At 63.3% G+C, this 24,131-nt stretch carries 29 protein-coding genes; 26 read left to right on the top strand and 3 right to left on the bottom strand.

From position 1 onward, the window contains the following. The first annotated feature begins 176 nt into the window (after positions 1–176). The 7 genes from cysK to HB777_29495 all read left to right on the top strand — a co-directional run bounded on the left by cysK (position 177) and on the right by HB777_29495 (position 9,493). Positions 177–1,262 (top strand): cysteine synthase A, encoded by a 1,086-nt coding sequence (gene cysK, locus HB777_29525; GenBank protein ID QND67672.1) that lies wholly within the window; start codon positions 177–179, stop codon positions 1,260–1,262. 13 nt (positions 1,263–1,275) lie between these two features. Beyond that, positions 1,276–2,763 (top strand): aspartate aminotransferase family protein, encoded by a 1,488-nt coding sequence (locus HB777_29520; GenBank protein ID QND67671.1) that lies wholly within the window; start codon positions 1,276–1,278, stop codon positions 2,761–2,763. 48 nt (positions 2,764–2,811) lie between these two features. Beyond that, positions 2,812–3,168: a hypothetical protein gene (locus HB777_29515; GenBank protein ID QND67670.1), complete on the top strand. Its 357-nt coding sequence runs from the start codon at positions 2,812–2,814 to the stop codon at positions 3,166–3,168. Positions 3,169–3,293: 125 nt separating this feature from the next. Further along, the gene (locus HB777_29510; protein QND67669.1) at positions 3,294–3,665 is read left to right on the top strand and encodes a hypothetical protein; all 372 of its coding nucleotides are present in this window, start codon (positions 3,294–3,296) and stop codon (positions 3,663–3,665) included. 114 nt (positions 3,666–3,779) lie between these two features. After that, complete coding sequence (locus HB777_29505) at positions 3,780–4,406, top strand: iron-binding protein (protein QND67668.1); 627 nt, start codon at positions 3,780–3,782, stop codon at positions 4,404–4,406. A gap of 574 nt (positions 4,407–4,980) precedes the next feature. Next, positions 4,981–7,023, top strand: coding sequence for a hydantoinase/oxoprolinase family protein (locus HB777_29500; protein ID QND67667.1), 2,043 nt, complete (start codon positions 4,981–4,983; stop codon positions 7,021–7,023). A 301-nt stretch (positions 7,024–7,324) separates the two neighbouring features. After that, a complete protein-coding gene (locus HB777_29495) occupies positions 7,325–9,493 on the top strand; it encodes a malate synthase G (GenBank protein QND67666.1) in 2,169 nt (722 codons plus the stop codon). 67 nt (positions 9,494–9,560) lie between these two features. On the opposite strand, the gene HB777_29490 is transcribed toward HB777_29495, so the two are convergent. Together HB777_29490 and HB777_29485 are read right to left on the bottom strand one after the other, a co-directional pair. After that, positions 9,561–10,100, bottom strand: coding sequence for a DnaJ domain-containing protein (locus HB777_29490; protein ID QND67665.1), 540 nt, complete (start codon positions 10,098–10,100; stop codon positions 9,561–9,563). Positions 10,101–10,451: 351 nt separating this feature from the next. Continuing rightward, positions 10,452–11,774: a YifB family Mg chelatase-like AAA ATPase gene (locus HB777_29485; protein ID QND68946.1), complete on the bottom strand. Its 1,323-nt coding sequence runs from the start codon at positions 11,772–11,774 to the stop codon at positions 10,452–10,454. Between the two features lie 163 nt (positions 11,775–11,937). On the opposite strand from HB777_29485, the gene HB777_29480 reads away from it, so the two are divergent. After that, positions 11,938–13,212, top strand: coding sequence for a tyrosine-type recombinase/integrase (locus HB777_29480; GenBank protein ID QND67664.1), 1,275 nt, complete (start codon positions 11,938–11,940; stop codon positions 13,210–13,212). On the opposite strand, the gene HB777_29475 is transcribed toward HB777_29480, so the two are convergent. Beyond that, positions 13,209–13,670 (bottom strand): Arc family DNA-binding protein, encoded by a 462-nt coding sequence (locus HB777_29475; GenBank protein QND67663.1) that lies wholly within the window; start codon positions 13,668–13,670, stop codon positions 13,209–13,211. The two genes, HB777_29480 and HB777_29475, sit on opposite strands and share 4 nt — an antisense overlap. Positions 13,671–13,788: 118 nt before the next feature. Between HB777_29475 and HB777_29470 the strand changes: the two genes are divergently transcribed. The 18 genes from HB777_29470 to HB777_29385 all read left to right on the top strand — a co-directional run bounded on the left by HB777_29470 (position 13,789) and on the right by HB777_29385 (position 23,980). Further along, positions 13,789–14,031, top strand: a complete 243-nt coding sequence (locus tag HB777_29470; GenBank protein ID QND67662.1) for a hypothetical protein — start codon at positions 13,789–13,791, stop codon at positions 14,029–14,031. Then, complete coding sequence (locus HB777_29465; GenBank protein ID QND67661.1) at positions 14,031–14,276, top strand: hypothetical protein; 246 nt, start codon at positions 14,031–14,033, stop codon at positions 14,274–14,276. Before HB777_29470 ends, HB777_29465 begins: the two co-directional genes overlap by 1 nt. Continuing rightward, a complete protein-coding gene (locus HB777_29460) occupies positions 14,273–14,521 on the top strand; it encodes a hypothetical protein (protein QND67660.1) in 249 nt (82 codons plus the stop codon). The genes HB777_29465 and HB777_29460 overlap by 4 nt, the downstream gene beginning before the upstream one ends. Positions 14,522–14,711: 190 nt before the next feature. Further along, on the top strand, positions 14,712–15,245 hold the full coding sequence (locus HB777_29455) for a hypothetical protein (protein QND67659.1): 534 nt from the start codon (positions 14,712–14,714) through the stop codon (positions 15,243–15,245). Then, positions 15,232–15,603 (top strand): hypothetical protein, encoded by a 372-nt coding sequence (locus HB777_29450; GenBank protein QND67658.1) that lies wholly within the window; start codon positions 15,232–15,234, stop codon positions 15,601–15,603. Before HB777_29455 ends, HB777_29450 begins: the two co-directional genes overlap by 14 nt. Before the next feature lie 265 nt (positions 15,604–15,868). Further along, positions 15,869–16,696 (top strand): hypothetical protein, encoded by an 828-nt coding sequence (locus tag HB777_29445; GenBank protein QND67657.1) that lies wholly within the window; start codon positions 15,869–15,871, stop codon positions 16,694–16,696. Continuing rightward, positions 16,693–17,064 (top strand): winged helix-turn-helix domain-containing protein, encoded by a 372-nt coding sequence (locus HB777_29440; protein QND67656.1) that lies wholly within the window; start codon positions 16,693–16,695, stop codon positions 17,062–17,064. The genes HB777_29445 and HB777_29440 overlap by 4 nt, the downstream gene beginning before the upstream one ends. 49 nt (positions 17,065–17,113) lie before the next feature. After that, entirely contained in the window at positions 17,114–17,641 is a 528-nt protein-coding gene (locus HB777_29435; GenBank protein QND67655.1) for a hypothetical protein, read from the top strand. A 176-nt stretch (positions 17,642–17,817) separates the two neighbouring features. After that, complete coding sequence (locus HB777_29430) at positions 17,818–17,988, top strand: hypothetical protein (GenBank protein ID QND67654.1); 171 nt, start codon at positions 17,818–17,820, stop codon at positions 17,986–17,988. Next, a complete protein-coding gene (locus HB777_29425) occupies positions 17,981–18,550 on the top strand; it encodes a terminase small subunit (protein QND67653.1) in 570 nt (189 codons plus the stop codon). Before HB777_29430 ends, HB777_29425 begins: the two co-directional genes overlap by 8 nt. Next, positions 18,547–20,112: a terminase gene (locus tag HB777_29420; protein ID QND67652.1), complete on the top strand. Its 1,566-nt coding sequence runs from the start codon at positions 18,547–18,549 to the stop codon at positions 20,110–20,112. The genes HB777_29425 and HB777_29420 overlap by 4 nt, the downstream gene beginning before the upstream one ends. Beyond that, positions 20,109–20,339, top strand: a complete 231-nt coding sequence (locus HB777_29415) for a hypothetical protein (GenBank protein ID QND67651.1) — start codon at positions 20,109–20,111, stop codon at positions 20,337–20,339. The genes HB777_29420 and HB777_29415 overlap by 4 nt, the downstream gene beginning before the upstream one ends. A gap of 10 nt (positions 20,340–20,349) precedes the next feature. Continuing rightward, positions 20,350–20,577 (top strand): hypothetical protein, encoded by a 228-nt coding sequence (locus tag HB777_29410; protein ID QND67650.1) that lies wholly within the window; start codon positions 20,350–20,352, stop codon positions 20,575–20,577. 14 nt (positions 20,578–20,591) lie between these two features. Further along, on the top strand, positions 20,592–20,777 hold the full coding sequence (locus HB777_29405) for a hypothetical protein (GenBank protein QND67649.1): 186 nt from the start codon (positions 20,592–20,594) through the stop codon (positions 20,775–20,777). 96 nt (positions 20,778–20,873) lie between these two features. Then, on the top strand, positions 20,874–21,062 hold the full coding sequence (locus tag HB777_29400) for a hypothetical protein (protein ID QND67648.1): 189 nt from the start codon (positions 20,874–20,876) through the stop codon (positions 21,060–21,062). Continuing rightward, a complete protein-coding gene (locus HB777_29395; protein QND67647.1) occupies positions 21,059–22,702 on the top strand; it encodes a hypothetical protein in 1,644 nt (547 codons plus the stop codon). The genes HB777_29400 and HB777_29395 overlap by 4 nt, the downstream gene beginning before the upstream one ends. Beyond that, complete coding sequence (locus HB777_29390) at positions 22,699–23,007, top strand: hypothetical protein (GenBank protein QND67646.1); 309 nt, start codon at positions 22,699–22,701, stop codon at positions 23,005–23,007. Before HB777_29395 ends, HB777_29390 begins: the two co-directional genes overlap by 4 nt. Then, the gene (locus HB777_29385; GenBank protein QND67645.1) at positions 22,997–23,980 is read left to right on the top strand and encodes a hypothetical protein; all 984 of its coding nucleotides are present in this window, start codon (positions 22,997–22,999) and stop codon (positions 23,978–23,980) included. Before HB777_29390 ends, HB777_29385 begins: the two co-directional genes overlap by 11 nt. Positions 23,981–24,131 lie beyond the last annotated feature (151 nt).

The raw sequence follows: 24,131 nt of genomic DNA, 5'->3' as shown, positions 1-24,131 counted from the left end.
TGTATCACCAAACATGATACGGCGCATCCGACAGCGGATTTACGCGCCGGACACCGTCATTGCCGCGGCGGCATGTCAGTCCTAGCGCGGCTAGGTCACGAAACCTCGCCGCCCAACCCGCCGGTTTGTAACCGGCCCCGTGATGACAAGACACGATGACAATCGAGGAGACCAAGATGTTGCATCAGCAGAAAATCAGGACCACGGCCGGGCGCGGCCGCCTGTTCGACAGCATTCTCGACACCGTCGGCGACACGCCGGTGGTGCGCATCAACAATCTCGGACCCGCCCACGCGACGATCTACGTCAAAGCCGAGTATTTCAATCCCGGCGCCTCGGTGAAGGACAGGCTGGCGCTCAACATCATCGAGGAGGGCGAGCGCAGCGGCGCGCTGAAGCCGGGCCAGACGGTGGTCGAGGCGACCAGCGGCAACACCGGCATCGGCCTCGCCATGGTCTGCGCGCAGAAGGGCTATCCGCTGGTCGTCACCATGGCCGACAGTTTTTCGGTCGAGCGCCGCAAGCTGATGCGCATGCTGGGCGCCAAGGTGGTGCTGACGCCGCGCGCCGAAAAGGGTTTCGGCATGTACAAGAAGGCGGTGGAGCTGGCTGAGGCCAATGGCTGGTTCCTCGCTCGCCAGTTCGAGACCGCCGCCAATGCAGCCATCCATGAGTCAACGACGGCGCGCGAGATCGTCAATGATTTCGCCGGCTCGCGGCTCGACTGCTTCGTCACCGGCTATGGTACCGGCGGCACGGTCGTCGGCGTGGCGCGCGTGCTGCGCCGCGAGCGGCCGGAAACGCGCATCGTGCTGTCCGAACCGGCCAACGCCCAGCTCATCGGCAGCGGCAAGGTGCAGCAGCGCGGTGCCGACGGCGCCCCCGCCGCCAGCCACCCGGCCTTCGAGCCGCATCCGATCCAGGGCTGGACGCCGGATTTCATCCCCAACGTGCTGCAGGAAGCCATCGACACCAGCCTCTATGACGAGGTGATGCCCATTGCCGGGCCCGAGGGCATCAAGTGGGCCAGGGCATTGGCGCAGAAAGAAGGCATCTTCACCGGCATCTCCGGCGGCGCCACTTTTGCCGTGGCGCGGCAGGTCGCGGAGAAGGCATCGGCCGGCGCGGTGATCCTGTGCATGCTGCCCGACACCGGCGAACGCTACATGTCGACGCCGCTGTTCGACGGTATCGAGGCCGAGATGGACGCCGACGAGATCGCCCTGTCGCGCTCGACTCCCGGCTGCCAGTTCCCGGCTTGAAGGGAGATTCGCCGTGGACGCCGTTCAAAAACCCCTCGGCCTGGTGGCCGAGGAAACGCTCGATCCCCCGGACTGGGCCGATACGCAGGCCCTGTCGCACCAGGTCATCGATGATGCCGTCGATTATCTGCGCGATATCAGGGACCGCCCGGTCTGGCGGGAGATGCCGGCCGATGTGAGAGAGGTCTTCGCGGCACCGCTGCCGCGATCGCCGGCGCCGCTTGCCGCCGTCTATGGCGAGGTCTCGCGCACGGTGATGTCCTATCCGATGGGCAACATCCATCCGCGCTTCTGGTCCTGGTATATGGGATCGAGCAACTTCACCGGCGCGCTCGGCGACTTCCTGGCGGCAATCCAGGGTTCCAATCTCGGCGGCGGCAACCATGCCGCCGGGCTGATGGACAGCCAGGTGATCGACTGGTGCAAGCAGATGCTGGGCTTTCCGGCTTCTGCCAGCGGCACGCTGGTCAGCGGCGGCTCGATGGCCAACATCATCGGGCTGACCGTGGCGCGCAACGTCAAGGCGGGCATCGACGTGCGCGAGCATGGTGTTGCCGCGATCGAGAAGCCGCTGCGTTTCTATGGCTCGGACCAGATCCATTCCTGCCACCGCAAGGCGATGGAAGCGCTTGGCCTCGGCAACAAGGCGCTGCGCCGCATCCCCACTGATGACGGACTGCGCATCGACATCGCTGCCTTGCGGGCGGCGATATCGGAGGACCGCGCGGCCGGGTTCAAACCGGCCTGCGTCATCGGCACGGCCGGCACGGTCAACACCGGGGCGATCGACGATCTGCAAGCACTTGCCAAACTCGCGCACGAGGAAGGCATGTGGTTCCATGTCGACGGCTGCATCGGCGCCCTGATTGCGATTGCGCCTGACAATGCACATCGTGTTGCCGGCATCGAATGGGCGGATTCGATCGCGCTCGATCCGCACAAATGGCTGCACGCGCCGTTCGAGGTCGGCTGCGCCCTGGTCAGGGATGCCGCCGCGCATCGCCGGACCTTCGCGGTGACGCCGGAATATCTGGAATCGACGCCGCGTGGCCTCGCCTCCGGCGAATGGCTGCACGACTACGGCTTGCAGACGTCGCGCGGCTTTCGCGCGCTGAAGGTGTGGATGGCGTTGAAGCAGCATGGCGTCGAAAAATTCGGTCGCCTGATCGACCAGAACATCGCGCAAGCCTTCTATCTCGCAGGGTTGATCGAGACCGAGCCGGAGCTGGAGCTGGCGGCAGTGCCGACCATCAACATCGTCTGCTTCCGCTATCAGCCCGGTTTGGCAGGCGAGGCGTTGAAGGCGCTCAACACCGAGATCATGCTGCGGCTGCAGGAACAGGGCATTGCCGCGCTGTCGGACACCACGGTGCATGGTGAGCACTGGCTGCGCGTGGCGATCACCAACCATCGCACAAGGCGCGAGGATCTCGATCTTCTGGTGCGGGAAACGGTACGGCTGGGGCGCGGGATCGCGGCGGAGGCCACTACGCCTTCCTAGTCACCGGCAGGCATGCGATTCTGCCGCTCTGATTCGCGAGGTCCGACGGTGACGCTCTTTCGTACGGCTGCACTGGTGGCCTTGCTCTTCACCACCTCGGCACAGGCTGCCGAGATGGCCTTCTTCGTCAAGAACCTGCGCAAGGAAGCGGTTGCGGTCGAGCTGTTCAGCCGCGACCGCGAAACGGTCTGGCCGGGCAACGACAAGGTGTTCCTGATCGAGCCCGGGTCGCAGAAATCCGTGCCGCTGTCCTGCAATCAGGGCGAACACATTTGCTACGGCGCCTGGGTCGACGGCAATGACAGCATTTCCGCCGGCGTCGGGCCGGACAATGACCAGCCTTGCGACAACTGCTGCTTCATCTGCGTGGAACACTCGACCGAGACGATCGATCTGGTGCCATAAAGGGAGAAGGTTGCGTCGGACCCAAATTAAGTCAGGGATCGGCGCAGCCGATCCACTTCCGCGATTCAGTGCAACATGCCATGGTCGCGCCGCGGCCGGATGGGCCGCTTATTCAGGGGGTTACCATGTTTCATGCCTATGCGCGCCGCACGCTGGCCGCGCTGTCTCTCGTCATGCTGTTCGTGCCGGCGGCGCATGCCGACGATGTCACCTTTGCCATCAAGAACAGCCATCCCAATGCCATGCGCGTCGAGCTCTACAGCCAGGACCGCGACTATGTCTGGCCGGGTGAAGACAAGGACTATTATCTCGACGACGGCGAAACCAAGCAGTTGCCGATATCCTGCAATGCGGGTGAATCGATCTGTTACGGCGCGTGGGTCGACGGCGACGAGGGCACCTACTGGGGCGTCGGTCCCGGCAACAAGGAAAAATGCGAGGATTGCTGCTACACCTGCAGCGGTGGCGAGACCGAGGAAATCAATCTGATCCCCTGACCGGTTTGCCAGCTTGACGGTCTTCGGGCCGGAGCCATAGCCTGCGCGATACCCAAGGCACGTCTCGTCTGTTTCTCTGGACGTGACGTGCTCCAGGCAAAAAGGAGCATGGCAATGGCCGGTATGGTCGAAGGCGACAAGATCGACGTCGGGTTTTCCGGCAAGCGCTGCATCCATTCGCGCAACTGCGTGCTCGGGGATCCGCATGTCTTCGTGCCCAACGCACCGGGCCAGTGGATACATCCGGAAGCAGCCAGCGTCGAGAAGATCGTCGCCATTGCCGAAAGCTGTCCCTCGGGCGCCATCACCTACGTCAGGAAGGATGGCGGGCCGCAGGAGCAGCCGCCGGTGGTCAACACCGTGCGACTGCGGGAAAACGGCCCGCTGGCCGTGCACGCCGAGATCGTGCTCGACGGCGAGACTTTTTACCGTGCCACGCTCTGCCGCTGCGGTGCCTCGGAGAACAAGCCGTTCTGTGACGGCAGCCACAACAAGTCCGGTTTTGCCGCCACTGGCGAGCCGCCGCTGAAGGACACGCCGGCGCTGGAGGCGAGGAATGGCCCGCTGAAAGTGACGCCGACCACCAACGGCCCGCTCAAGCTCGAAGGCAATGTCGAGATCGTCACCGGCACCGGCCACACGATCGACCGCACGCAACGCACCTTCCTCTGCCGCTGCGGCCATTCCGCCAACAAGCCGTTTTGCGATGGCACGCACAAGAAGGTGGGGTTTTTCGGGTAGCTGCAATCTCCCCCTCGAGGCTACGCTATGCACACATCTTCCGTGACTGGCATGACTGATCGGCCCGAGGCTTGATCGCCACGTGGTTCCCCCAATCCGTCGCTGCTACGCAGCGCCACCTTCCCCCTCCGGAGGGAAAGGAAGGGAGCTTTTCTGGACGAGCGTCGGCGGTAAAAAGCCTGGCGCCTTTCCTCTACCCCGTCGATCGGGGGAGAGGTGGCTCGGCGAAGCCGAGACGGAGTGGGGGTCGACCAGCGCAACATAAGACAATGCATGCGCCAAGCCGCCACGCACGCTATCGCCAAAGACCGGCCGATTGGAAATGTGTGCATCCCGTAGCCCCTCGAGGGGGAGATGTCGCCAAAGGCGACAGAGGGGGTCGGCACGTCCTGACGCGACGCCATGCGAGGACGAAAGACGAGGTCAGCGCTTCAAGCGCGGCGACCCCCTCTGGCCTGCGGCCTCCCCCTCAAGGGGGGAGATTACACGTGGCCCAGCGCTCGCGGCTTTATCGGCCGGCCCGTATCGGCTAAGGGCAGGGACAAATAGTTTCCCAGCCGGACAGCCATCAGCAATGACCGCCAAGACCAAGCCAAAGCCGCTGTTCCTCGGAATCGACACCGGCGGCACCTATACCGATGCCGTGCTGTGGTCTGAAACGGAAGGCCCGCAGCAAGGGCCGAACAAGGGCAAGGTGCTGGCAAAAGCCAAGGCGCTGACCACCAGGCATGATCTGGCCGTCGGTATTTCCGGCGCCGTCGACGCGGTGCTGGGCAAGGCCGGCACCGATCCCGCCGCGATCAAGCTGGTTTCGATGTCGACGACGCTTGCCACCAACGCGCTGGTCGAGGGCCAGGGCGGCCGCGTCGCGTTGGTGATGATCGGCTTTTCCGAGGGCGACCTTGCCCGCGACGGGCTGAAGGCAGCACTCGGCACCGACCCGGTGGTTTTTTGTCCGGGCGGTCACGATGTGCACGGCAATGCCGCCAAGCTCGATCTGTCCGGACTGGAGGCAGCGCTGCCCGAACTCGGCGCCTCGGTGTCCGGCTTTGCCGTCTGCGCCTATTTCGCCACCCGCAATCCGGCACACGAGATCGCCGCCCGCGAGCTGATCCGTGAAAAGACCGGCCTGCCGGTCACATCGAGCCATGAGCTGTCGGCCAAGCTCGGCGGCCCGCGCCGGGCGCTGACGACGCTGCTCAACGCCAGGCTGATCTCGATGATCGACCGGCTGGTGGCGGCGACCGAAGGTTTTCTCGAGGCGCGCAGCATTGCAGCACCGCTGATGGTGGTGCGCGGCGATGGCGCGCTGGTTTCGGCGGCGTTTGCCCGCCAGCGGCCGATCGAGACCATCCTGTCCGGCCCGGCCGCCAGCCTCGTCGGCGCCCGCCACATGACCGGGCTCGACAATGCCATGGTCTCCGACATCGGCGGCACCACCACCGATGTCGCCGTGCTCGACGGCGGCCGGCCCAGGCTCGATCCGGAAGGGGCCACTGTCGGCGGCTTCCGCACCATGGTCGAGGCTGTCGCCATGCGCACCTTCGGCCTCGGCGGCGATTCCGAAGTGACGCTGGAGGATGGCGCGCTCAACCCGAAGATCCTGCTCGGGCCGCGCCGACTGGTGCCGCTGGCGCTGGCCGGCATGGCGCATGGCGCAGCGGTGACTTCAGAGCTGGAGCGCCAGCTGCGGGCGCCCAATCCCGGCCGCATGGACGGCCGTCTCGCGGTGCGCACCGGCGTGCCGGATCGGCTCGCCGCCGGCCTGACCGGCGCCGAAGCCAAGCTCTACGAGCTGATTGGTGCCGTACCGCTGGCCATCGATCGACTTTTGACCTCGAACGCGCAGAACGCGACGCTGAACCGGCTGGTGTCGCGTGGGCTGGTGCATGTCGCCGGCTTCACCCCGTCGGACGCCGCCCATGTGCTGGGCAAGCAGGCGAATTGGGATCCCGTCGCCGCGCGCCTCGGCGCCGAACTGTTCGCCCGCAAGCGCGACGGCCGGGGACAGCCGATTGCCGCCTCGCCCGAAGCGATCTCGGAACGGGTGCTGGTGACGCTGACGCGCTGGTCGGCCGAATACATCCTCGAAACCGCCTTTGCCGAGGACGGCCTCGATGGCGCGTCAACGGTGGCGCATGCGCTGGTGCAGCGCGCGGTCGACGCGCATCCCGGCATTGCACGCCTGAGCGTCGCGCTCGACCGACCGGTCATAGGCCTCGGCGCCTCGGCGCCGCTGCATTATGCCGGCCTGCCACCCTTGATCGGCAACGACTGCGTGGTGCCGGAAGACACCGATGTCGCCAATGCGCTTGGCGCTGTCGTCGGCCAGGTCAGGGTTTCGGCCGAGGCACGGGTCAGCCAGCCCAAGGAAGGGCTGTTTCGCCTTGCCTCGGGCGAAACCGTACGTGATTTCCTCGACGAGGCGGCGGCGATCGCGGCGGCCGAGGCCGATGTCCGTGCCATCGTCGCCCAGCGCGCCAGGGATGCCGGCACCGACAGCGCCGAGATCGACGTCGCGACCGAATTCCGCGTCTCGACCGTCGAAGCACAGCGCATGTTCATCGAGGCGCATGTCGTGGCAGTGGCCTCGGGAAGGCCGCGCATTGCGGTTTGAGCGAGGCGGCAAAGCTGCCAATCTCCCCCGTGTGGGGGAGATGGCCGGCAGGCCAGAGGGGGGGCGCCGCCCCGCAAACGTCTCAATGGTTTCAATCACCCACATGGCATGGTTTCAATCGGTAGCGGGCAAAGGCTGGCGATCCTTCACGCCCCCCTCTGCCCTGCCAGGCATCTCCCCCACGAGGGGGAGATTGGCAGCGTTGCCGGTCGTTAAATACGCCCCCTTCACCCTAAGCTGAATTGACCCGGCAAACCTGACATGCCAAAGGCCCGCAACGCCTTTCATCTGGAGTAGCCTGATGACCGATCGCATCGAGATCGCCGGATTGCGGATTGCCCGCGAGCTGCATGAGTTCGTGGCCAGCGAAGCGCTGCCGGGCACGGGCATCGAAGCGGACGCCTTCTGGAACGGTTTTTCGGCCATCGTCCATGATTTGGCGCCGAAGAACCGGGCGCTGCTGGCAAAGCGTGACGCCCTCCAGGAACAGATAGACGGCTGGTATCGCGAGCATGGTGCACCCGTCGACATGGAGGCCTACAAGGGCTTCCTGAAGGAGATCGGCTATATCGTTCCGGAAGGGCCGGCCTTCAGCGTGTCGACCGACAATGTCGACCCTGAAATCGCTGATGTTGCCGGCCCGCAGCTGGTGGTGCCGGTGATGAATGCCCGCTATGCGCTCAACGCCGCCAATGCGCGCTGGGGCTCGCTTTATGATGCGCTCTACGGCACCGACGCCATTCCCGAAACCGATGGCGCCGAAAAGGGCAAGGCCTTCAATCCGGCGCGCGGCGCCAAGGTCGTCGGCTGGACGAAGACCTTTCTCGACGAGGCTGCCCCGCTCACCTCGGGCAAATGGGCCGGCGTCAATGGTCTGTCGCTGGCGCAAGGCGGGTTGCGGCTGAGTGCAGGTGCCGGCTCGACCACGCTGGCCAACCCCAGGCAATTCGTCGGCTATCGCGGCGACGCCGCCAATCCCGATGCGGTGCTGCTTGTGCGCAACGGCCTGCACATCGAGATCGTGATCGACCGCAACAACCAGATCGGCCGCACCGATCCGGCGGGGATCGCCGATGTCATCCTGGAATCGGCACTGACCACCATCCAGGACTGCGAGGATTCGGTCGCGGCGGTGGATGCTGAGGACAAGGTCGTCGTCTACCGCAACTGGCTCGGCCTGATGAAGGGTGACCTGGCGGAAGAGATCACCAAGGGCGGCCGGAGTTTTGTCCGCAAGCTCAATCCCGACCGCTCCTACACGACGCCCGGCGGCGGCACCCTGACCGTGCCCGGCCGCTCGCTGATGCTGGTCAGGAATGTCGGCCACCTGATGACCAACCCGGCGATCCTTGACCGCGACGGCAACGAGGTTCCGGAAGGCATCATGGATGCAGCGATGACGGCGCTGATCGCGCTGCATGATGTCGGAACCAAGGGCCGCCGCGCCAATTCCCGCGCGGGCTCGATGTATGTGGTGAAACCCAAGATGCACGGGCCGGAGGAAGTCGCCTTCGCGGTCGAGATATTCGACCGTGTCGAGGCCCTGCTCGGCATGGCCAAAAACACCATCAAGATGGGCATCATGGACGAGGAGCGGCGCACCACCGTCAACCTCAAGGAAGCAATCCGCGCCGCCAGGGAACGCGTGGTGTTCATCAACACCGGCTTCCTCGACCGCACCGGCGACGAGATCCACACCTCGATGGAGGCCGGCCCGATGATCCGCAAGGGCGACATGAAGCAGGCCGCCTGGATTTCCGCCTATGAGGCGTGGAATGTCGACACCGGGCTGGAATGCGGGCTGGCTGGCCATGCCCAGATCGGCAAGGGCATGTGGGCGATGCCGGATCTGATGGCGGCGATGCTGGAACAGAAGATCGCCCACCCCAAGGCCGGCGCCAACACCGCCTGGGTGCCGTCGCCGACGGCGGCGACGCTGCATGCCACGCACTACCACAAGGTCGATGTCCACGCGGTGCAGGCGGCGCTGAAGAGCCGGCCCAAGGCGAAACTCGACGACATCTTGTCGGTGCCGGTGGCGGTGCGGCCGAACTGGACGCCCGACGAGATCCAGCGCGAACTCGACAACAACGCGCAAGGCATTCTCGGCTATGTCGTGCGCTGGATCGACCAGGGCGTCGGCTGCTCGAAAGTGCCAGATATCAACGACGTCGGCCTGATGGAAGACCGCGCCACGCTGCGCATTTCCTCGCAGCACATCGCCAACTGGCTGCATCACAAGGTCTGCTCGCAGATTCAGGTGATGGATTCGCTACGGCGCATGGCGGCAATTGTCGACCTGCAGAATGTCGGCGACCCGCTCTACCGGCCAATGGCCGCCGACTTCGACAATTCCATCGCCTTCCAGGCCGCCTGCGACCTGGTCTTCAAGGGCCGAGTCCAGCCCAACGGCTACACCGAACCGGTGCTGCACGCGCGGCGGCTCGAGCTGAAGGCGAAGCAGGGCTGAAGAGGCCAGCCCCTGCCGCGAATGGGGCGGCGGGTCCTCGACCTGGCTTCCGGCCAGAGGCAAGGCGTCAGGGAGCCGTATGGTCCAGGAGCCGAATGGCGGGATCGCGACGGTGTTCGGAGTTGGCGCGATCAACGCCTTCCACCGTGATCGCGATCGTCCCGTTTTCTATCCTCGCGATCCATCCCTTCGCTTTCATGTACCAGAGATGAAACTCGAGATGTTCTCGCGGACAGCCTGACAGTCGTTCGAGTTCTACATCTCCGATCCCAGGATCGGTGACGTCGTGGCGGCGCTTTGCGTAGAGCAGCGACAGCAATTTGGCCTGAATCACGACATCCCGCTCGATGCCTTTGGTGTTGCTGGCTTCCTCGGTCAACTCGCGGCGAAGGCCGGCATGGTCTCTATAGGCGATGTCGTATTGAGCACGCTTGACCGGATCCTTGAGCGTGTTGTGGGCTTCCACGATTTCGCTGAAGCGGGCTTCATCGCCAGTCTGTTGATTGTCTGGATGATAGCGCATCGCAAAATAGCGAAATATGCGCTCCAGCGTTTCCGAGTTGGCATTCGGGCTAACTTCCAAAACTTCGTAGTAGTCAATGAACATAGCGGTACACCCTCAACCGCAATCATATTCGCATTGTCTAAATAAAGAACATCCAAAGCAGAAGCCCGGACTTTAGTCCGGCGCCGATGACGGCCACGCTTCGGGGTCAAGAGGAAGAAAATGGCCGGCGCCCGTTCGGTGGGGGCCGTTGGGTGGTGAGGACGCCGGCCAAGCGGACAATCAGGTCCGCCGCGCTGCAGAGATGGTCGATTCGCAGAGGCGCCGTTATGGCGTGATCGCGGAAGGCGGCGTGGCGTCGCCACCGCGACGAGGCGCGCGCCTTGATCTCGTAAGTTTGCAAATTAGCCAAATAGTGAACTCAATTAAGAGCTGCTCGAGGAGGCAAATGACCTACGCCGCCTGCGCCACCCGCTCCGAACTCATGCGATAAGAGATCGCTTCGGCCAGATGGATGCGGCCGACGGTTTCGCTGGCGTCGAGATCGGCAAGCGTGCGCGCCACCTTCAGCACCCGGTGGTAAGCGCGGGCCGAAAAGGCGAGCTTTTCGCTGGCGTCCTTGAGCAGCGACAGGCCGGCGGCGTCAGGCATTGCGATCTCCTCGATGACCGAGGGCGCGCAATGCGCGTTGGTGGTGGCTTGGGTGACGCCGAGGCGCTCGAAACGCTCGCGCTGGATGGTGCGGGCGCGTGCAACACGCAGCGCCACATCGGCACTTTTCTCCGACCGGTCGGGCCGTATCAGGTCGCTGGCCGAGACCGCCGGCACCTCGATCCGGAGATCGATGCGGTCGAGCAGCGGGCCGGAGATGCGCGCCTGGTAGTCGGTGCGGCAGCGCTCGCCGCGCAGGCAGCGATAGCCCGGCTCGCCGGCCATGCCGCAGCGGCACGGGTTCATCGCCGCAACCAGCTGGATGCGCGCCGGGTAGGTGACGCGATGGTTGGCCCGCGCGATCATGCAGTCGCCGGTCTCCAGCGGCTGGCGCAGCGCATCGAGCGTCTGCGGCGTGAACTCGGGAAATTCGTCGAGGAACAGCACGCCGTGATGGGCGAGCGACACTTCGCCCGGCCGCGCGCGGATGCCACCGCCGACCATGGCCGCCATCGAGGCCGAATGGTGCGGCGCGCGGAACGGCCGCCGGTCGGTCAATTTGCCTTCGCCGAGCTCTCCCGCCACCGAGGCGATCATCGACACTTCGAGCAGTTCCTTCGGCGCCAGCGGCGGAAGGATCGAAGGCAGCCGCTGCGCCAGCATCGATTTTCCCGATCCCGGTGGCCCGATCATCAGCAGATTATGACCACCGGCGGCCGCCACTTCCAGCGCCCGCTTGGCGGTCTCCTGGCCCTTGATGTCGGCGAGGTCGGGCAGGTCGCGCGCCGCGGCGTGGATGCCGGCTTCCGGCCGCGACAGCACCTGCGTGCCGCGAAAATGGTTGGCGATGGCGATCAGGCTGCGCGGCGCCAGAATGTCGAAATCCTTGCCCGCCCAGGCCGCTTCCGGCCCGCAGGCGAACGGGCAGATCAGGCCCTTGCCCTCGGCATTGGCGCCGATCGCCGCCGGCAAGGCGCCGGCGACCGCGGCAATCGTGCCGTCGAGCGACAATTCGCCAAGCACGACATAGCCGGCCAGCATGTCGCCCGGAATGGCGCCAAGGGCGGCCATCAGGCCAAGCGCGATCGGCAGATCGTAATGGCTGCCCTCCTTGGGCGGCGGGATGGCATGTGCCTATGATGGCGGATGTTTTCTTGAACAGGCCAAAGCCATGTGATGCAATGCATCGGGTGTTTCGCAAGCTTTCCAAATAGGGCGTCGGTTTGCCCTTGTTTCCGCTCTCGCGGTGAGCATATGGTGAGCCGACCCTTTCAAGGATGGCTCTCCAATGCCAAAACTCACCAAAGCTGTCGTCGACGGTGCCGATCTCCGGGACAAACAATACACCATCTGGTGTTCGGAACTTAAGGGCTTCGGTGCCTATGTCCATCCAACTGGCAGCCGTACCTACTTCGTGGACTACCGATCCGGCGACGGCGTGCGGCGGCGGATGACGATCGGACGACATGGGGCCATCACCGCGGAGCAGGCGCGCAAGCTGGCGATCGAGACGATGGGAGGCGTAGTGCTTCAGAAGGGCGATCCCCTGCTCGAGCGCAAGACCCGCCGCAAATCTCTGACCGTTGCCCAGCTATGCGACCAATACCTGAAGGCGGCCGACAAGGGTGCAATCCTCGGCCGGAGCCGACGCCCCAAGAAGGCATCGACGATTGAAATCGATAGGGGCCGAATCGAGCGCCACATCAAGCCGCTGCTCGGCACGAAACTTGTGATCGACGTCACCCGCGCCGACATCGTGAAGTTCGTTCGGGACGTCACGGCTGGCAAGACGGCCCGGCGTGATCGTTCCGGCAAGAATGGAAATCGCGTCCTGGTCACTGGCGGCGCTGGCACCGCGGCGCGCACCACGGGTTTTCTTGGCGGCATCCTCACCTATGCCGTCGGCGAGGGCATCATTGCAACAAACCCCGTCCAGGGCGTTCCCCTGCCCGCCGACAATGTGCGCGATCGGCGATTGACCGCTGATGAGTACCGCGCTGTCGGCGACGCGCTGACAGGCGAGCCCGCCGAACTAGACACACCCCAGGCCAAGACCGGTGCATGGCTCCTCGCGCTCACCGGCTGCCGGCTTGGTGAGATTTCAACATTGCGATGGGACGAGGTAGACGAGGCCGCCGGTTGCTTCCGTCTAAAGGACAGCAAAAGCGGCCCGTCCGTGCGCCCTGTGGGGCGTGAAGCTTTCGACGTGCTGCGCGAGGCGATCCGCGTGCCGGGCAACCCCTACGTGCTCCCCGCGCTCCGCAAGACGGGCCATTACAACGGCCTGGCCGGCGCATGGGTGCGCCTCATGGAGCGCGCAGGTCTGGAAGGCGTCACGCCGCATACGATGCGGCATTCCTATGCGTCTGTCGGCGGGGATCTCGGTTTTGCAGACAGCACAATCGCTGCCATGCTCGGCCATGCCGGCGGCACGGTCACCAGTCGTTACGTCCATCGCCTCGATACTGTGCTCGTCGCGGCAGCGAACAAAATCGCTGGGGAGGTATTTCGACAGATGACCGGCAGGACAGCGGAGGTGCTGGAGATGCCTCGCCGCGGCTAGTCTTTCTTTGGCTTCGTGCCGCCGCCCGATGGTCGATCGTTATCCGGAGTTGGTCCCCACAGTTCGTCGTCGAAGGGATTCTCAAGTCGGTAGCGCTGGCTTTCGGCCCATTCCGCTTCCCACTCCTCAAAGCGATCTGATACCGCTTTGCGGAAATTGGGGGCCGTTTTGAAGTTCCCCTTTTTTACGTCTTTGATGGCGTCGTGGACGGCCGAGACAAGCTGGTCCACGCCCTCGTAAGTGTTATCGCCTTTCAGAATCGCGACCATCGCAACCAATTCGTCCAGCTTCTCTTCAATCGCTGTTGGTGCTGGAAAGTAGGCATCGAGGCACCAAACAATCGCCTCGTTCATCGACATGCCAGCGCGATCGGCCTTCGCCTTGATTCGATCGCGCATACCGTCGGGAAGGCGAACTAGAAACTGATCCTGGTTTTTGACCAGCGTTTTTTTGGCCACCCGGCACTCTCCCCATGCGTACTATCATATATGCGATACAATGGGCTTGACTTAACCATTCCTACCTCCAATATACCACTAATCGCATGCATGATAGTATGGTTTTGGAGATGCCCCCATGACTGATCGTCCTCGCCTACGCCGGTCGGAAGTGCCGGCCTACATGATCGAGAAGCACGGCATCCCCGTCGCGCTCGCAACCTTGAACAAGCTAGCCACGATCGGCGGCGGTCCGGAAATGCAGTACGCCGGGAGGATCCCACTCTACACGCCCGAGGCGCTGGACGCCTGGGCCGCCATTCGGCTTTCCAAGCCGGTCGGGTCCACGTCGGAAAGGCCGACAGACAAGGCGGTGGCCTGATGGTCAGCGCCACCCAATCCGATCTCGTCGCCGTCGTGCCGAAGAATAAGACCGAAGAGATTCGCGTCTCGATCGATCTCTTCAACGGCTGCCGCGTGTTCAACGCTCGTATTTTCTACGACGCCGAAGACGGCACTAAGCGCCCCGGCAAGGGCATCGCCTTCAAGGTCGATAAGCTGGAAGAGTTCGTGAAGGCCGCGATCGACGCGCTCGAACTGGCCATGGCGAAAGGCTACGTCAAATGACTAGCCAGCCCGAAACCCACAACCTCCTAGCGCGCCGGTTCGTTCATGAAATAATCGGTGCGGCGATCAAAGACGGCGCGACCTATGCCGATTTGATGGTCCTCTTCGAAAGCGCCCAGCTTTGCATCATGGAGGTGCTGAACCTTCACTATCAGCTGTCACCGCAGGTCGCCACCGACCTGTGCGAAGCGAGCCTGCAGAACGCGATCGAGCGCTTTGCAGGCGGTCGGGCAGCCAAGCCATGAGCGCGGCGACAGCGGCCCGCCCCGCTCTGGCTTCATCCCCGATCCTAGACGCTGCCCAATGGCTCGCCACGGGTGGCGCCGACAAGGCCAGGGCCGCGGTGCCGCAGTTGCGGGAGAAGTTCGGCCTTAGCGCCACCGAGGCAGTTGAGGCACTTCGCGAATCTCGCCTGATCCTAGCAAGGGCCCACTGATGACCGCGGCGCATGTCAAAACCGGAATTGCCAATATCGCCTTCGACCCATCCATCGGCGAGGTTGTGGGCGACCGTCCCGACTGGACAGGGAAGCGGAAGGCTGTCGACCGAAAGGAGCGGCGCCACTGGCAGTATCCCATCAACGGCACGCGGAAGGAGCAGTATGCGTCCTTTGACGCCTGGCATCCTATCGCCATGCAGATTTTGCACCGCGAGACGTCCAGCTTTCGCTGCATCGCTGTCTTTCGATCCGTGTTCAATTGGGCTTCCGGCACGATCGAAGTTTCCTATGCCGCATTTGCCCATCGTGGCGGCTGCTGCAGCGAGAAGACGATAGAGCGCGAGCTGGGTATCTACGAAAGGCTCGGCATCATCATCGTCGAGAGGGGCTGGCGAAGGTTAGGCGATGTCCGGTTTCGGACTCGTACCCTTCGTCTTGCCCTGCCTGAGACCATGCCGATCAACGTCGAAATCAGCGACTTTGAAACGGACAACAGTGGTCCATTTGGAGGCGACCATGAAGGCGAGTGAAACGGACAACAGTGGTCCGACCACTAGTGGTCTGATCACCCTTGATAATACCCATAGGCGCTACTCCGCGCCGTTCGGACAACTTGACCTCTTCAACACGCCGGGCATCGTGTTTGCTTTTCCGTTGCACCGTCGCGCCGACATGGTGCGCAAGATCGCCGCGGCGCTCAACGCTCGATCGTACCATGCCGGGCAGCGGTACTGGTCGATGCATGTCGCTCAGGAGCGGAAGAAGCTTGAACGTCTAGGTCTCACGCAGACGGCAATCGACGGTGAGATTAGCCGTTACGCCACGGCAGTCAGCCGGGTCCTTCATCTTCCAAAGCAATATCACTCTACGCCAGAAGGTGCTGCATGACCGATGAAGCGCATAGAGCCGGCCGCGCAGCGGTCGGCATGGGTCAAGGGACTGGGTCCCTTGTGGGGTGCAGGGGCGAAGCCCCGCATCGTAAGGCTCTACCTCCGCGCGCGCGAGGCACGTGTCGTGCTCCTCGTTTTGTATGCACAGGCGATGGTTGGGCCGACAATAACGTACATACAGGAGCGACAATTATGTACATACAGATGGCGATAGGTGAGGCATGAGCGGCGCACCTGCCAATCCGCTGCGCCGCATCGAGCCGGTGTCGATCGCGGGCATGAAGCCGCATGCCCCATCGACCGGACAACCGATCGTCGAATACGTCGACCCGCGCGGGCTCTACATCGACCCGGCCTACCAGCGCTCGATCGGCGAACGCGGGCTGAGGTTAATCCGCAAGATCATCGAAAATTTCGAGTGGTCGAAGTTCAAGCTGCCGACCTGCTGCTATTCTGAAAACCACGCCGGCGAGACGGTGCTCTTCGTGCTCGACGGCCAGCACACGGCCATTGCCTGCGCCTCGCATCCCGATATCCAGACCATTCCAGTGCAGATCGTCGAGGCGGCAACCGTCGAAGAGCAGGCGGACGCCTTCATCGGCCTGAATACCGAACGCCTGGGCGTCACGAAGCTGCAGTTACATCAAGCGGCAGTGACCGCGGGGGATTCGGAAGCCGTCACGATCGACCAAGTGTGCGAGCGCGCCGGAATCAAGCTGATCCGCAGCGCGCCAGGCAACGGCAAATTCAAGCCGGGCGATACACAGGCGGTCTCTGCCCTCGGCGCGCTGATCGACAAGCGCGGCGCCATGAAGGCGAGGCTCATCCTTGAAGTCCTCGCCAAGGCCGAATGCGCGCCGATCACCGCGAACCAAATCAAGGCGGTCGACCTGCTCATGTCGGACAGCGAGTATTGCGAAGCGTTCGACCCCGCCGACCTGACGCGCGAAATCGAGGTGTCAGCGGACATAGCGGAAAACGACGCCAAGATCTTCGCCGCTGCGCACAAGGTGCCGCAGTGGAAGGCACTGGCAATCGTCTGGTTCAAAAAAGTCAAAAAGCGGCGCGGTGCCACGAAGGCGGCGGCATGAACCAGCCCACCGCCGACAGCATGGTCGAGCGCCAGTCCGATTTGATCCGGGAATTGCGGGGACGCATCCGGCAGCTCGAACGGCAGATCGAGGAGCTTCTCGCACCAGCCGTATCGGTCCCGCTAGAATGGGGCCTGTCGCTCACGGAAAGCCGGCTCTACGCGTGCCTTGCTGCGCGTGAGATGGCATCGAAGAAAATGATCATGGATGCGATTTATGGCGATCGCATTGATGGGTGCGACGACCCCCACATAGTTTCAACCCACGTTTACAAACTCAGGCCGAAGCTGAAGCCGGCAGGCATCGAGATCGTCAACGTCTTCGGGCGGGGATATTCGCTGCGGCGACCAGAGGAGAAAAAATCATGAGCCCGGCTTTGAGAAAATGGCAAGTGCGACGTGGTAAATCTAAAACCGAATGAATCAGCGCGCGCAAACAAATCCCTGGTACGTGGTCGAGTCGGCGGTGTCGTCCGAGCGCAAGGCGCGCGACGAGTTGAAGCGCCGCGGCTACGATGTTTTCTGGCCGTTCTGGCGGAAAGAGATCAAACACCATCGGACCAAGAAATGGATCATGAGGGACTTCCCGCTGTTTGTGCGCTACGGCTTCGTCCGGCTGTCGACGCCCGATCGCTGCTCTGAGCTGAATGATATCGATGGCGTCAACAAGGTGCTGCGCGTCCATGGGTATCCGGTGTCGGTCGCCGACGATGTGATCGCGCGGATTCGGCGGGTGGTGGACAGCGGCGCCTTCGATGAGACGCGGGAACACGGCTACCGGCTGCATGCCGGCGACAAGGTGCGCATCGACGAAGGCCAGTTCATCGGCATCGAGGGCCTGATTGACGCGGTGAAGGACGGCCGGAAGGCCACGGTGCTGGTGTCGATGTTCGGCCGTTCGGTGCCAACATCGGTAGACATTGAAAATCTGGCGAAGGTAGAGTAATACCGCGCACAGGCGATTTGCGGCTGACTGAGCGGGATCTTCGGATCACTCGCCGGGCCGATGCGGGGGCAAGATTTCGCCGCCCCCGCGCTCCGGGACATATTCCAGAAAATCAGACCGTCCACGCGCTGGTCATTGACGCAGCGTGGCTTGTCTCGTGACAGGGAGGCGCACCGATGAATTACCTCGATAGGCGCCGCTCGAAACTTCCGCCTGCAATGGTCAAGGCCATGCAGGAAGACGTGCGCCAACAGACCGCGCTCGCTGTGTCGATCGCCAAGCGCCAGACGCAAGCCGAAGTCCTCGATGCGCTGGCCGCGGTCAAGGCGAAGGCGGCCAATGCCTGACCTCAGTGCAAAGCGATCCCGCTTCGTCGAGGAATACCTCGTCGACCTGAACGGGAAGCAGGCTGCAATCCGGGCTGGATACTCGGAAAACTCGGCGGAAGCCGAGGCCTCCCGGCTGTTAAGGAATGCCAAGGTGTCCGCCGCCGTGGCGGTAGCGCTGGAAGCCCGCGCCAAGAAGACCGGGATCGATGCCGAATGGCTGCTCCGGCGCCTGGTCGAAGAGGCCACGGCCGATATCGCCGATTTGTTCGATGACGACGGGAACCTGAAACCGCTCAAGGAGTGGCCGAAGATTTGGCGGACTGGCCTCGTCGCCGGCGTCGAGCTCGAAAGCATCGTCGTCGACGGCAAGAAAACCAGCACCATCGGCAAGGTGAAGCTCTCCGATCGCGCCAAGCGTCTCGACATGATCGGCAAGCATGTGGATGTGCAGGCCTTCCGTGAGCGGGTCGAACTGACTGGCAAGGACGGCAAGGATCTGATCCCCGAGAAGGATGGCCGTGCGCTGGCGCGTGAGATTGCATTCGCCCTCGCCTCCGGCCTGCAGGGCGGCAAGGAATGAGCGTCAGTCAGACGTTTGAAGACATCCTTGCCAGCTACCAGGCGTTGCCGCCAGGCAAGCAACTGCAGGTTCGTGAGAAGGCGGCAGCGCTCACTGCCGGCAAGGTCGGCCTGCCCAATCCCGGTCCGCAGACCGAAGCCTATTTCAGCGAAGCCGATGAACTGTTCTATGGCGGCTCGGCCGGCGGCGGCAAAACCTACCTGATTTGTTCACTGGCGCTGAATGAGCATGAGCATTCCCTGATCCTTCGCCGGGTCGGCAAGAACCTCAAGGGCGTCAAGCGTGAGCTGCAGGGCCTGCTGGGCTCGAGGAACGGCTTCAACGAGCAGTTGGGCAGTTGGCGCCATGGGCGTGGCGTGATCGACCTCGGCCACTGCGAGCATGAAAGCAACCGGGAAGACTACCAGGGCAACGCGCACGACCTGAAGGCCTTCGACGAGCTCACGCAGTTCACCGAGACGCAGTACACGTACATCATCGGTTGGAATCGCTCGGGCAATCCGAACCAGCGCTGCCGCGTGGTGGCCACAGGCAACCCGCCGTCGACCGCGGAAGGCCAGTGGGTGATCAAGCGGTGGGGCGCTTGGCTGGATCCGACGCATCCGAACCCGGCTCAGCCTGGCGAACTGCGCTGGTACACCACGATCGACGGCGAAGACACAGAAGTCGACAGGGACTATGTCGGGCCGAAAGGTGAGCGGCCGCGGTCCCGCACATTCATCCCTTCGACGCTCGAGGACAACCCGGACCTGGCCGACACCGGCTATGCGGCGACGATCGAGGCCATGCCGGAACCGCTACGCACGATGCTCCGTGAAGGCCGGTTCGACGTCGGGCAACAAGATGACCGCTGGCAGGTAATACCGTCGGACTGGATACGGCAGGCGCAAGGGCGCTGGAAGCCTGACGGGTTCAAGGGCCTGAAGATGACGGCGGTGGCTGTCGACGTCGCACAGGGCGGCGCTGACAAGTCCTCGTTCGCTCCTCGATATGGGACATGGTTCGCGCCGCTGGTGCGCAAGCCGGGCAAGGAAACGCCGGACGGACCAAGCATCGGCGCCGAAGTGTTCAAGATCCGCCGTGATGGCTGTGTGGTTATCATCGACGTGGGCGGCGGCTACGGCGGCGACGCCATGCGGTTCCTGAAGGACAACAGCGTCCCGGTTGCCGGCTTCAATGCAGCCCATGGGTCGACGGCGCGGACGGTGGATAAGGCGCTCGGTTTCGCCAACAAGCGCGCTGAAGCCATCTGGCGGTTTCGTGAAGCGCTCGACCCTGGGCAGGAAGGCGGGTCACCGATGGCGCTGCCACCTGACCCGATGCTGGTTGCTGACCTCGTGTCCTATCGGTGGAAGCCGGTGGGCGCCGGCAACATTCAAATCGAAAGCAAGGAAGAAATCCGCAAGCGGATAGGCCGGTCCCCCGACGATGGCGATGCAACCATCATGTCTTGGTCCGAAGGCGAGAAGCTTGCAATCCGCAAGATGCACGAAGCGGCACTCGGCGGCCGACTGCCGCAAGTCAAGGTCGGCTACTCGCAACAGAAGGCAGGCAGGCAATGACATTCGAAGACTCGATCAAGGTTCCGAAGCCGGCGAAGGGCGCAACGCGCGGCTCGATCACAGAAAAGCAGGCCGCCGCATCGCTTGCCCTGGCCGCCAAGGCGTTCGGGGAAAGCCGGTTCGGCCTGATCCGGGCAGAACGCGGTCGCGGTGCTGTGTCCGTTCTCTACGGGCTCAATGGCAGGGCGTTGGACGCCAAGGGCCTGGCCTACGAGCTGAACAATTAGAGCCGGCGCGATGAACAAGAACACCTCCGGCGCCTTGCTGGTGCTGATCATCGCTGCCGCCGGCCTCCATCTGGACAGGCCATGGGCTTGGGGCCTCGCCGCGGCAACGTGCGCGCTGGCGTTCCTCGCCGAAGAGTTTGCCGATGCCGGGAACCTCGGCGGCGCGGTGGCTCATGTCTGCATCGCGGTGCTGTCCTGGGGGACAGTCGGGGCCGCGTTCCTCGCTCTCATCGTCTGAAAAGGATCAAGACCATGGCAAGCTTGTTCAAGCCCAAAGCTCCGAAAGTGGAAGAGCCGGCTCGTATGCCGGACGCGCAAGACCCTGCCGTCCTGGCAGAGAAGCGCCGCCAGATGGCAGAGATGCGGGCGCGCGGTGGTCGGGATTCGACCATCATGTCCGACAACCTGACCGGCTCTGTTGGCAAGCTGGGCGCCTGATCCGTGGCGCTTGTCTCTGCTGCCGCGTCGGACAGTCATCAAAAGCTGATGCAGGCTATCGGCGATGCTGTGGCGGCGCACACTCGGCAATCTCCGATGATGATTGACGAAATCGTCGGCATCCTCGGCTTCTGCGCTGGCGCTGCCATTGTCAGCGGCTGCAAGGGCCATGGCAACCGCAAGAAGATGCGGGCTGTGGTCAACGCCAATGTCGACCATGGCATGGAAGTCATGGCTCGCGCCGCTGCCGGAACCAACCTGATCATCCCTGGGGTGACACATTGACCGCGACCTCTGCCGCCGTCCAAACGATTGTCGACAACGGCAACCGGCTCTTCAGCGAGAAGACGCCGCTGCTGAGCCATTGGCAGGAGCTGGCAGAGCATTTCTATTATGACCGGGCCGACTTCACCGGACCGCTCAACATCGGCTCCGACTATGCCTCGGGCTCGTTCTCGTCTCGTGCCGCCATCTATCGTCGCGACATGGCAGACCTCTACCGAACGATGTTGCGACCGTCCGATTTCTTCGAAGTCAAATCGCTCGATGATGGGCGCAACAAGGTGCCTGAGGCTCGGTCCTGGCTGGAATACGCCACGACAATGCAGCGCGCCGTCATGTATCGGAACGGCGCCGGCTTCACCAAGGCGACCGAAGCCGGGGATCATGATCACCTGACCTTTGGGCAGGCTGTCATCGAAGTGACGCCAACGTCTGACCGGCGCAACCTGTTCTATCGCAACTGGCATCTGCGCGATTGCGCATGGTCGGAAGACTATGCCGGCAACGTCTCGGACGTGCACCGCAATTGCAAGCCGACGATTACCCAGCTCATGCAGCTATTTCCGGGCAAGGTTCCTGAAGCGCTGACGCGGGACGCGGCGAAAGACCCTTACAAGAAAATCTCTGCCCGTCATGTCTTGGTGCCTGCTGCTTCCTACGATACCGGCATCTCGGTTCGGGCCGAACAAGAGTTCATTTCGCTGTGGGTGCTGCCCGACTGCGAAGGCGAAGTCCTCGAAAACATCGGCCGCACCTATCGCGGCTACATCGTCCCTCGTGGTCCCACCGTCTCGGGCTCGCAATATGCCCGCTCGGTCTTCACCTCGATCATCCTGCCCGACAGCCGGACGCAACAGGCAATCGAACGCATCCTGCTCGAAGCCGGTGAAAAGGCGATCGACCCGCCGATGATTGCCACAATGGACGTGGTCCGCTCGGATATCGGCCTCGGCGCCGGCGGCATAACCTGGCTCGATCGCGAGTATGATGAGCGCCTGGGCGATGCGCTGCGGCCTTTGGCGCTGGACTTCTCCGGCCTGCCTGCCGGGCAGAATATGTCTGACCGTCTCGACCAGACCATCCGCATGGGCTTCATGACCGACAAGGTGCAGATACCGGACACCTCGGGCATGACTGCCTATCAAATCCGTAAGGTGGTCGAACAACAGATGCGGGCGCACATTCCGATGTTTGAGCCGGTGGAAATCGAATATTCCGAACCGCTCTGCTCGGAAACCTTCAAGGTGATGCGCTCGCTCGGCGCCTTCCCAGCCAACGAGATACCGGACGCGCTCAAGGGCTCCGGTGTGGAGTTCTCTTTCAAGAGCCCGATCAAGGATCTGGAAGACGAAGGCATGCAGCAAAAGCTTATCGAAGGCCTGGGCGTGGTCAAGGAAGCCGCTGCGCTCGACCCGATGGTTGCCAAGCTGCCGAACGCCATGGCGATTGCGAAAGACCTCCTGCGCCGCACTGGCTGGCCGGAAGAATGGCTCAACAACGACAAGATGATGAAGGCGGCGGCCGACCAGATGGCGGCTGCTGCACAAGCGGCGAACACGGAAGCGACCGTTGGCGGGGCTGCTGAAGCCGCTGGCAAGGCCGCTCCGATGGTCCGGGCTCTGCAGGGCGCGCAAGCCGCATGAAGCAACCCTCCACGCGTGGCGGGCTCCGGTTCAACCCGATGGCGCCTGCCGATTACGATGACCTCGATGTCGAAGCCGTCAAGGCGGTCGCCGCCGGCAATGCCTCGGAAGGACAACAGAAGCGGGCCATGGCCTGGATCGTCCACAAGGCGGCGATGACCCATGATGAGCCGTTCGTCCCTGGACAGCCTGATGTCACCGCGCGCCTGACCGGCCGCATGAGCGTCGGCCGGCAAATCCTGAAGCTGGTCAACACGCCAATCCATTTGCTGACGAAACCGAAAGGAACCACTGATGTCCGATGACACTCTTGCGGGCGCGGCTACGGCCGAAAACCCCGCTCCGGGTGCTGCTGCAGCGGTAGCCACGCCTGCCGCCGCTGTGACTACTGAACCGGCGAAAGCCGCTCCTGACGCCACGCCTGCGCCTGCTGCTGCCGCTCCGGCTGCTGCGCCTGCAAAGGAAGCGCCGGTCGCTACCGAAGAGGAAGGGACGTTCGGCAAAGACTGGCGCGACAAGATGGCGAAGGGCGATGAAAAGAAACTCGCCATGCTCAAGCGCTTCACCTCGCCTGAAGCGCTGCTCCAGGCGCAGGAAGAGGCACAGCGCAAGATTTCTGAAGGGCTGAAGCCGAAGGGCAAGCCCGGCGACAAGGCGACCGATGAAGAGTGGGCGGCCTATCGCAAGTCGAACAACATTCCTGAAGCCGTCGATGATTTCGTCAAGGCCATTGTCCTGCCCGACAAGCGGGTGATCGGCGACGATGACAAGCCGATCGTCGCTGCCTTCGCCGAACGCGCCATCAAGAAGGGCATCGCTCCGACCGACATGGCCGAAATGGTCGATGAATACTATGCGCTGCAGGAGGAACAGCAGTTCCAGCAGGCGACTAGGGACGCTGATTTCAAGAAGCAGGCGGCGGCCGATCTGAAAAAGGAATGGGGCGGCGACTTCGACGGCAACTTTGCCGCGATGCGACCCTATTTTGAGAACGTCCAGCCCGCGCTTTTCGACAATCTGATGGGCGGCCGGCTGGCTGACGGGTCCAAGATTGGCAATCATCCCGATGTGCTGCGGTTCTTCGCTGCAAAGGCGGTCGCCGAAAACCCGATGGCGACCATAGTGCCGGCCGGCGGCTCGTCGGCGGAAGGCCTCCACGCTGAAATTGCCTCGATGGAAAAGCGCATGAAGACCGAGCGCGCCGCCTGGCACAAGGATACGAAAGCGCAAGAGCGCTATCGCCAACTGATCACGGCCCGCGACAAGCTCAAGGCCTGATATCCCGCTCGAAGACGGCCAACCCGCCACGCGGCTCCGTCCATAGCGGCTCTACCCAAACCAGCACGTAATCAGCGCCGAAGGGCGGTCTAGCGGCTCCGGTTCAACCCGGACAACCCGCGACCCTGGCCTGCGGACAACCTGCCTACGG

This window comes from Mesorhizobium loti (genome assembly GCA_014189435.1).
GTDB classification, from domain to species: Bacteria; Pseudomonadota; Alphaproteobacteria; order Rhizobiales; family Rhizobiaceae; genus Mesorhizobium; species Mesorhizobium loti_G.
Note: the sequence above shows the minus strand (reverse complement) of the source record. Positions and strands in the feature narration are given on the sequence as shown.

What these genes read in the sequence shown, in the direction of transcription:
- HB777_29455 (QND67659.1), top strand. Translation starts at nt 14,712, where the DNA reads ATGACCGCGGCGCATGTCAAAACCGGAATTGCCAATATCGCCTTCGAC.
- HB777_29500 (QND67667.1), top strand. Translation starts at nt 4,981, where the DNA reads ATGACCGCCAAGACCAAGCCAAAGCCGCTGTTCCTCGGAATCGACACC.
- HB777_29385 (QND67645.1), top strand. Translation starts at nt 22,997, where the DNA reads ATGTCCGATGACACTCTTGCGGGCGCGGCTACGGCCGAAAACCCCGCT.
- HB777_29415 (QND67651.1), top strand. Translation starts at nt 20,109, where the DNA reads ATGACATTCGAAGACTCGATCAAGGTTCCGAAGCCGGCGAAGGGCGCA.
- HB777_29505 (QND67668.1), top strand. Translation starts at nt 3,780, where the DNA reads ATGGCCGGTATGGTCGAAGGCGACAAGATCGACGTCGGGTTTTCCGGC.
- HB777_29510 (QND67669.1), top strand. Translation starts at nt 3,294, where the DNA reads ATGTTTCATGCCTATGCGCGCCGCACGCTGGCCGCGCTGTCTCTCGTC.
- HB777_29490 (QND67665.1), bottom strand. Translation starts at nt 10,100, where the DNA reads ATGTTCATTGACTACTACGAAGTTTTGGAAGTTAGCCCGAATGCCAAC.
- HB777_29440 (QND67656.1), top strand. Translation starts at nt 16,693, where the DNA reads ATGAACCAGCCCACCGCCGACAGCATGGTCGAGCGCCAGTCCGATTTG.
- HB777_29390 (QND67646.1), top strand. Translation starts at nt 22,699, where the DNA reads ATGAAGCAACCCTCCACGCGTGGCGGGCTCCGGTTCAACCCGATGGCG.
- HB777_29465 (QND67661.1), top strand. Translation starts at nt 14,031, where the DNA reads ATGGTCAGCGCCACCCAATCCGATCTCGTCGCCGTCGTGCCGAAGAAT.
- HB777_29400 (QND67648.1), top strand. Translation starts at nt 20,874, where the DNA reads ATGATGATTGACGAAATCGTCGGCATCCTCGGCTTCTGCGCTGGCGCT.
- HB777_29410 (QND67650.1), top strand. Translation starts at nt 20,350, where the DNA reads ATGAACAAGAACACCTCCGGCGCCTTGCTGGTGCTGATCATCGCTGCC.
- HB777_29430 (QND67654.1), top strand. Translation starts at nt 17,818, where the DNA reads ATGAATTACCTCGATAGGCGCCGCTCGAAACTTCCGCCTGCAATGGTC.
- HB777_29405 (QND67649.1), top strand. Translation starts at nt 20,592, where the DNA reads ATGGCAAGCTTGTTCAAGCCCAAAGCTCCGAAAGTGGAAGAGCCGGCT.
- HB777_29460 (QND67660.1), top strand. Translation starts at nt 14,273, where the DNA reads ATGACTAGCCAGCCCGAAACCCACAACCTCCTAGCGCGCCGGTTCGTT.
- HB777_29435 (QND67655.1), top strand. Translation starts at nt 17,114, where the DNA reads ATGAATCAGCGCGCGCAAACAAATCCCTGGTACGTGGTCGAGTCGGCG.
- HB777_29480 (QND67664.1), top strand. Translation starts at nt 11,938, where the DNA reads ATGCCAAAACTCACCAAAGCTGTCGTCGACGGTGCCGATCTCCGGGAC.
- HB777_29470 (QND67662.1), top strand. Translation starts at nt 13,789, where the DNA reads ATGACTGATCGTCCTCGCCTACGCCGGTCGGAAGTGCCGGCCTACATG.
- cysK (QND67672.1), top strand. Translation starts at nt 177, where the DNA reads ATGTTGCATCAGCAGAAAATCAGGACCACGGCCGGGCGCGGCCGCCTG.
- HB777_29495 (QND67666.1), top strand. Translation starts at nt 7,325, where the DNA reads ATGACCGATCGCATCGAGATCGCCGGATTGCGGATTGCCCGCGAGCTG.
- HB777_29425 (QND67653.1), top strand. Translation starts at nt 17,981, where the DNA reads ATGCCTGACCTCAGTGCAAAGCGATCCCGCTTCGTCGAGGAATACCTC.
- HB777_29450 (QND67658.1), top strand. Translation starts at nt 15,232, where the DNA reads ATGAAGGCGAGTGAAACGGACAACAGTGGTCCGACCACTAGTGGTCTG.
- HB777_29420 (QND67652.1), top strand. Translation starts at nt 18,547, where the DNA reads ATGAGCGTCAGTCAGACGTTTGAAGACATCCTTGCCAGCTACCAGGCG.